Consider the following 5,819-nt stretch of genomic DNA (forward strand, 5'->3'; position numbering starts at 1 on the left):
TCCGCGGCAGTGGCGTCGGTCGTCGCGTCCGCCTCCGTCGCGCCGGTCGGCTCGCCTGCGGTCGCGCCCTCGGGGGCGGCCGGCGCGTCGCTGCCGCCGGGAGCGGCCGCGGGCGCCGTGTCGCCGTCGCCGCGCTCTGTCACGTCCGGCTCCGGACGGGCCGTCGCCTCACCGGGCGCGGACTGACGCTCGGGCATGAAGTCCAGTTCCCCTCACCGCTCGTCGCCGGGCCATGCGGCCCGGTCGGCACACCCGCACGTCGTCACAGGTAGAGGCCCGTGCCGTGCTCGGTGGGCTCGGTGGCGACGGCGTGCAGCTCGCGCTCCCGCAACACCAGGTAGGTCTCCCCGTGGATGTCGACCTCGTGCTGGTCGTCGCGCGCGAACAGCACCCGGTCGCCGACCTTCACCGTGCGGACGTAGTTTCCGACGCCGAACACCTCGCCCCAGACCAGACGCTTCGCGGTCTCGGCGGTCGCCGGGATCACGATGCCGGCTCCGCTGCGGCGCTCGCCGCCGGCGTCCGCCTTGACCATCACGCGGTCGTGCAGCATCTGGATCTCGAGCTTGGCGTCCCGCATCGCAGTGATGCTACGACCTCGTCCGAACCGGCCCTGACCGGCCCTGACCGCCCCCGGGCAACGAAGAGCCCCGCGGTGCTGTCAGGTCGGGGGTCCGACAGCGCCGCGGGGCTGTACTGGGATTCGCACGAGCCGGGGGATCCGTTACGGGCTCCGGCGCGAGGTACCAGATTCACCCGTTCGGCCCAGCTTCGGCCTCATCCCTGCGCGAGCAGGTACCGGCCGAAGTGCGGCACGGTGAAGGCGATCTGGCCGCGTTGCGCGGAGAAGACCAGGCCCTTCTTCATGAGGCTGTCGCGCGCGGGCGAGAGCGACGACGCCCTGCGCTGCAGGTGGTCGGCGATGCCCGAGGTGCCCACCGGCTCGTCGCGGCCGCCGGTCAGCTCGGCCATGGCGCGCAGGTACTCGCGCTCGGCGGGGGTCGCGCGCTCGAAGCGCGAGCCGAAGAAGCCGACGGCCAGCTCGGCCTCGGCCTCCGGCGCGGCCATCTTCACGTCGGCCGGGCCGATCGGGCTGCGGGGCGCGGCGTCCCAGGCCGCCTTCCCGTAGGCCTGCACGAAGTAGGGGTAGCCGCCGGACGCCTCGTACAGCAGGTCGAGCGCGTCGGCGTCGAACGAGGCGTCCTCGCGCTCGGCCGGGGCGAGCAGGGCGAAGTCGGCGTCCTCGCGGTCGAGCTGACCGATCCGCACGTACGTGAACAGCCGCTCGGAGTAGGACTTGGACGCCGAGAGCACGGCCGGCAGGTGCGGCAGGCCCGCTCCGACGACCACCAGCGGCGACCGCGACTGGGACAGCTCGTGGCAGGCCGCGCACAGCGCCGAGATGTCGTCGGGGCGCAGGTCCTGCATCTCGTCGATGAGCACGGCGACGCCGGCCTCCAGGTCGGCGGCCAGCGCGGCGACCTCGGTGAACAGCTCGACCAGGTCGATCTCGATGTCCCCGGAGTCGGCCCGGCCGCTGCGCACGGCCACGTCGATGCCGGGCTGCCAGCGGTCGCGCAGCTTGGCCCCGTCCGGGGCGGAGCGCAGGGCGAACGCCTTGAGCACGCCGAGCACCTCGTCGACGCGGTCGGCGTCGGGGTGGCGCACGGCGAGGTCGCGGATGGCCCGGTGCAGCGCGGCCGAGAGCGGGCGGCGCAGGTCGGCGTCGGGGCGGGCCTCGATCTTGCCGGCGCCCCAGCCCGCCCGCACGGTCATCGACCGCAGCTCGCCGAGCAGCACGGTCTTGCCGACGCCGCGCAGGCCGGTGAGCACGAGGCTGCGCTCCGGGCGCCCGCGCGCGACCCGCTCCAGCACGATCTCGAAGGCGTCGAGCTCGCGGTCGCGCCCGGCCAGCTCGGGCGGGCGCTGACCGGCCCCTGGCGCGAACGGGTTGCGTACCGGGTCCACGCATCGGACGGTATCGGCGTTTCTTGTCCCGGCCGTAGAACCGGCTAGCGAAGCCGATGGCGTGTCGTCGATCGGTACTTATCAATCTCTATCGGAAGATCGCTAGAAAGCTGGATAGAGCCCGATCAGGCGCGTCGGGTGGCCGCGTCGGCCACGCAGAACAGGCCGAACGCGCCGAACCCGACGGCGACCACGACCAGCAGCCACGCCCCCAGCCACGTCTCACCCAGGGCGTACAGGGCGGCGTCCAGGCCGCCGGCCCGGTTCGGGTCGGCCCACAGCGCGGCCCCCACGGCCAGCAGGCCGATGACCGCCAGGGCCAGCGCCCGCGCCAGGTGGCCGAGCACCCCCAGCGCCTCGATCGCGCGGCGGGCCACCGGCGCGAGGCGGCGCACGTCCAGGTCGCCCATGAACGTCCGGCGCACGCCGGTGTAGGTCATCATCCCGGCCAGCACCAGGATGACCGCGGCCACGGTCCCGAGCAGGAACCGGCCGGCCGGCAGCGCGAGCATCCCGGCCGCCAGCGACTGGGCCGTGGTCTGCCGGGGGGCGCCGTGGTCGACGAGCGAGTCGACGATGAGCACGGCAAGCCCGCCGGTGGCGATCGACTTGGCGACCGCGCCGCTGCGCTTGCGGAACCGCTCCCCGCCGCTGACCCAGCGGAAGCCGATGGCGGCCGCGGTCACCTGCCAGAGCGCGAAGGCGATGAGCCCCACGGCGACCAGGCCGAGCGCGAGGGTGCCGCCGGGGGTGTCGGCGATGGTCGCGATCGCGCCCTGCGGGTCGGGCGGGTCGTCGGGGATGCCGAAGGCGACCGCCAGCGCCAGCCAGGCGACCAGCACGTGCACCACGCCGTAGCCGACGAGCCCGATGCGACCGAGCGTGTCGACGACCTGCCCGGGCGCGTCGGAGCGCCCCTCTCGGACGAGGCGGCGCAGGCTGACCAGGGGACTCACCCCGTCGCAGTACCCGGCCACCGCCCATCGCATTCTCTAACCGAATCTGCTGAAGGAACTAGAACACCACATACAGTCCGATCGGCGCGGCGACACCCGACGGACGGCCCCCGATCTGGTTTCCTGGCGGCATGGCTGGGCAGGCGCCGGGTGGACCGGAGATCGTCACCGAGGGATCGGGCTGGCACGAGCAGCCCGCCGACCGGGCCGACGTCGACCTCACCTACACGGCCTCGGCCCGCACCCGCACCGACGCGGTGCGCGAGCTGGGCCGGCGGGTGGCCGACGCCGAGCCGCACCTGGCCCACGCGGCAGTGCAGGTGCGCCACCGCCGCCTCTGGGTGCACAACGAGTGGCGGGGCAAGCGCGTGGTCGGCTGCCGGGCCGGGCAGGAGGTCTCCCTGCGGATCACCGACGTGGCCGCGGTGGAGGAGGTGCTCTCCGCGCTCATCGGAACCGAGCCCACCGGGCTGAACGGCCCGCGCTGGCTGTTGGACGACGAGGCGGCGGCACTGCGCGAGGCGCAGAAGCTCGCCGTCGCGGACGCCCGCCACCGGGCCGAGGGCTACGCCGAGGCGCTGGGCGGCAGGGTCGGGCCGCTGCTCGTGCTGTCCGAGGCCGCCGAGCACGCCCCCATGGCCTACCGGGCGATGGCGATGGAGTCCGGCGCCGCCGATTCCGGCGCCGACGTGCGCGCTCTGGGCCTGGAGCCCGAACCCGTGCGGGTGTCCGCGCGCTGCACGACCCGTTGGACGTTGATCACGCAGAGTTGATCGTGAGCGGGCTTCTCGCACGCGCTGTAACGAATTACGCCATCGATCGGATGAAGTGGACGTGGAAGGTCTGACGCCACGTCCCCCGAACAGCTCAGCAGCGCTACTCCGAGCTACCGATCACGCCCGTGTCCTGCTCCGCCGGGCGCAGGTCCTGCTGGCCGTCTTCGCAGTCCTCGTCGCCGTCGCGATCGGGCTGCTGGCGGCGGCGTCCCGCGCCGCCGCCCCGCCGGCCCACCTCGGCGCCGTCGTGGAACCCCCGCCCACCGCCGCCGGCCTCGTCGCCGGGATCGGCACGCTCGCCGTCTGCTGGGGGCTGCTGGCGCTGGCCGGCGCGATCTGGCGGGCCCGGCTGGCCGCCCACGACCGGCGCGCCCTGGCCCGCGAGTGGGCCCGCGTCGAGCCGGTCTGGAGCCACCGCCGGGTCTGACCCGCCCGGCCTCGGCCGTCGAGAACGACGTTGTCGTGATCAACAGGGCGGTTCGATCACGACAAGTTCGTTCTCGACGGCTGCCGGTCAGGCGGAGCGGCGCTCCTCGGGGGCGATCGAGCCCTCGATGACCAGGGGGCCGTCGGACGGCGGCGTCGGCCCGGCGGTGTCGGCGTCGACCACGACGCCGTCGACGACCGTGTGACCCGACCGCATGCGCGCCGTGCGCAGCTCCGGGGCGCGCTTCTCGGCGGCCCGCACCAGCCGCCCCCGCACCAGTGACCGCGTGGGCGGGAACAGCAGCAGCAGGCCGGCGAGGTCGGTGACCAGGCCGGGCACGAACAGCAGCACGCCGCCCGCGGCGACCAGCATGCCGTCGGTCAGCTCCTGGTGCGGCACGCGCCGCTCGGACACCGCCCGGCCCAGCGCCTGGGCCGCCCGCAGGCCCTCCCGGCGGGCCAGCCAGAAGCCCAGCACCGAGCCGGCCAGCAGCACCACCAGCGTCCACGTCAGGCCGATCACGGACCCCAGCGCGACCAGCGCCACGATCTCGACCACCAGGTACAGGAGCACGAACGGCATACCCGCTCAACGAACGAGGCCGGACCCGTGCTCCCGTCCGCGCATCACGACTCGGTGTCACTCGCCGCACACCCCCCGCCGCCCCGTGCCGGGAAGGTGACGGGGCGGTGGGGGGAGGGCTACCAGGTGAGGGCCAGTGACGGGTCGGTGAGCAACGCCCCGACGTCGGCGAGGAAGCGCGAGCCCTGCTCGCCGTCGACGAGGCGGTGGTCGAACGAGAGCGCCAGCTGGCACACCGTGCGCACGGCCAGCTCCCCGTCGACGACCCACGGCGCCGGCTTGATCGCGCCGACGGCCAGGATGGCGGCCTCGCCCGGGTTGAGGATCGGGGTGCCGGTGTCGACGCCGAACACGCCGACGTTGGTGATCGTGAACGTGCCGCCGACCAGGTCGGCCGGGGGTGTCTTCCCCGACCGCGCGGTGGCGGTGAGCTCGCCCAGTGCCACGGCCAGGTCGCGCAGGGCGAGCGTGTCCGCGTCGCGGATCTTGGGCACCACCAGCCCGCGCGGGGTCGCCGCGGCGATCCCGAGCTGGACCCGGTCGTAGTAGACGATCTCGCCGGCGTCCTCGTCCCAGTGCGCGTTGACCTCCGGCGTGCGCCGCGCGGCCAGGCACACCGCCTTGGCCACGAAGGCCAGCGGCGTCAGCGGGACGTCGGCGTACTCGCGGCTGCGCCGCAGCCGCTCGCGCAGCTCCATCGTGGCGGTGATGTCGATCGCCAGGAACTCGGTGACGTGCGGCGCGGTGAACGCGCTGCGGACCATCGCGGCCGCGGTGGCCCGGCGGACCCCGCGGATCGGTTCGCGCCGTTCGCCGCCGCCCGGGCGGGGCCTGGCGGACGTGGCCGGCGCGGGCTCCTCGGCGGACGCGGCGTGCGTCCGGACGTCGTCGCGGGTGATCACGCCGTCGGCCCCGGACGGGGTGACCTCGCGCAGGTCGACGCCCAGGTCGCGGGCCAGCTTGCGGACCGGCGGCTTGGCCAGCGGGACGGTGCCGGCGACCGGGGACCCGTTCGCCGGTCGGTCCACCCGGACCGGCGCGGGCTCCGGAGCGGGTGGCGGCGCGCTCGGTGCCGGGGTCGGCGGGGGTGGCGGTGCCGCCGGGGGCTCC

7 protein-coding genes are annotated in these 5,819 nt (G+C 74.8%); 2 read left to right on the top strand and 5 right to left on the bottom strand.

Annotation, left to right across the window (positions count from 1 at the left end; all coding sequences use genetic code 11):
* Positions 1–262 precede the first annotated feature (262 nt).
* From KIK08_RS36735 to KIK08_RS36745, 3 genes are all read right to left on the bottom strand, one after another.
* A complete protein-coding gene (locus KIK08_RS36735) occupies positions 263–580 on the bottom strand; it encodes a GroES family chaperonin (RefSeq protein ID WP_214407927.1) in 318 nt (105 codons plus the stop codon).
* Positions 581–777: 197 nt separating this feature from the next.
* On the bottom strand, positions 778–1,968 hold the full coding sequence (locus KIK08_RS36740) for an ATP-binding protein (protein ID WP_214407928.1): 1,191 nt from the start codon (positions 1,966–1,968) through the stop codon (positions 778–780).
* Positions 1,969–2,093: 125 nt separating this feature from the next.
* Complete coding sequence (locus KIK08_RS36745; protein ID WP_214407929.1) at positions 2,094–2,924, bottom strand: DUF1206 domain-containing protein; 831 nt, start codon at positions 2,922–2,924, stop codon at positions 2,094–2,096.
* 131 nt (positions 2,925–3,055) lie between these two features.
* Between KIK08_RS36745 and KIK08_RS36750 the strand changes: the two genes are divergently transcribed.
* Entirely contained in the window at positions 3,056–3,697 is a 642-nt protein-coding gene (locus tag KIK08_RS36750; protein WP_214407930.1) for an SIMPL domain-containing protein, read from the top strand.
* Between the two features lie 61 nt (positions 3,698–3,758).
* Complete coding sequence (locus KIK08_RS36755; RefSeq protein WP_214407931.1) at positions 3,759–4,127, top strand: hypothetical protein; 369 nt, start codon at positions 3,759–3,761, stop codon at positions 4,125–4,127.
* 87 nt (positions 4,128–4,214) lie between these two features.
* Here the strand turns inward: KIK08_RS36755 and KIK08_RS36760 are convergent, their stop codons facing one another.
* Together KIK08_RS36760 and KIK08_RS36765 are read right to left on the bottom strand one after the other, a co-directional pair.
* Complete coding sequence (locus tag KIK08_RS36760) at positions 4,215–4,709, bottom strand: FxsA family protein (protein WP_214407932.1); 495 nt, start codon at positions 4,707–4,709, stop codon at positions 4,215–4,217.
* 119 nt (positions 4,710–4,828) lie between these two features.
* Positions 4,829–5,819: dihydrolipoamide acetyltransferase family protein (locus KIK08_RS36765; protein WP_214407933.1), on the bottom strand; the 991-nt coding region annotated here is incomplete at its 5' end.

Source organism: Pseudonocardia lacus, from assembly GCF_018531445.1.
GTDB lineage: Bacteria > Actinomycetota > Actinomycetes > Mycobacteriales > Pseudonocardiaceae > Pseudonocardia > Pseudonocardia lacus.

Bases quoted from the DNA above. Each gene is read 5' to 3' on its own strand.
- KIK08_RS36735 (WP_214407927.1), bottom strand. From the start codon at position 580: ATGCGGGACGCCAAGCTCGAGATCCAGATGCTGCACGACCGCGTGATG.
- KIK08_RS36750 (WP_214407930.1), top strand. From the start codon at position 3,056: ATGGCTGGGCAGGCGCCGGGTGGACCGGAGATCGTCACCGAGGGATCG.
- KIK08_RS36760 (WP_214407932.1), bottom strand. From the start codon at position 4,709: ATGCCGTTCGTGCTCCTGTACCTGGTGGTCGAGATCGTGGCGCTGGTC.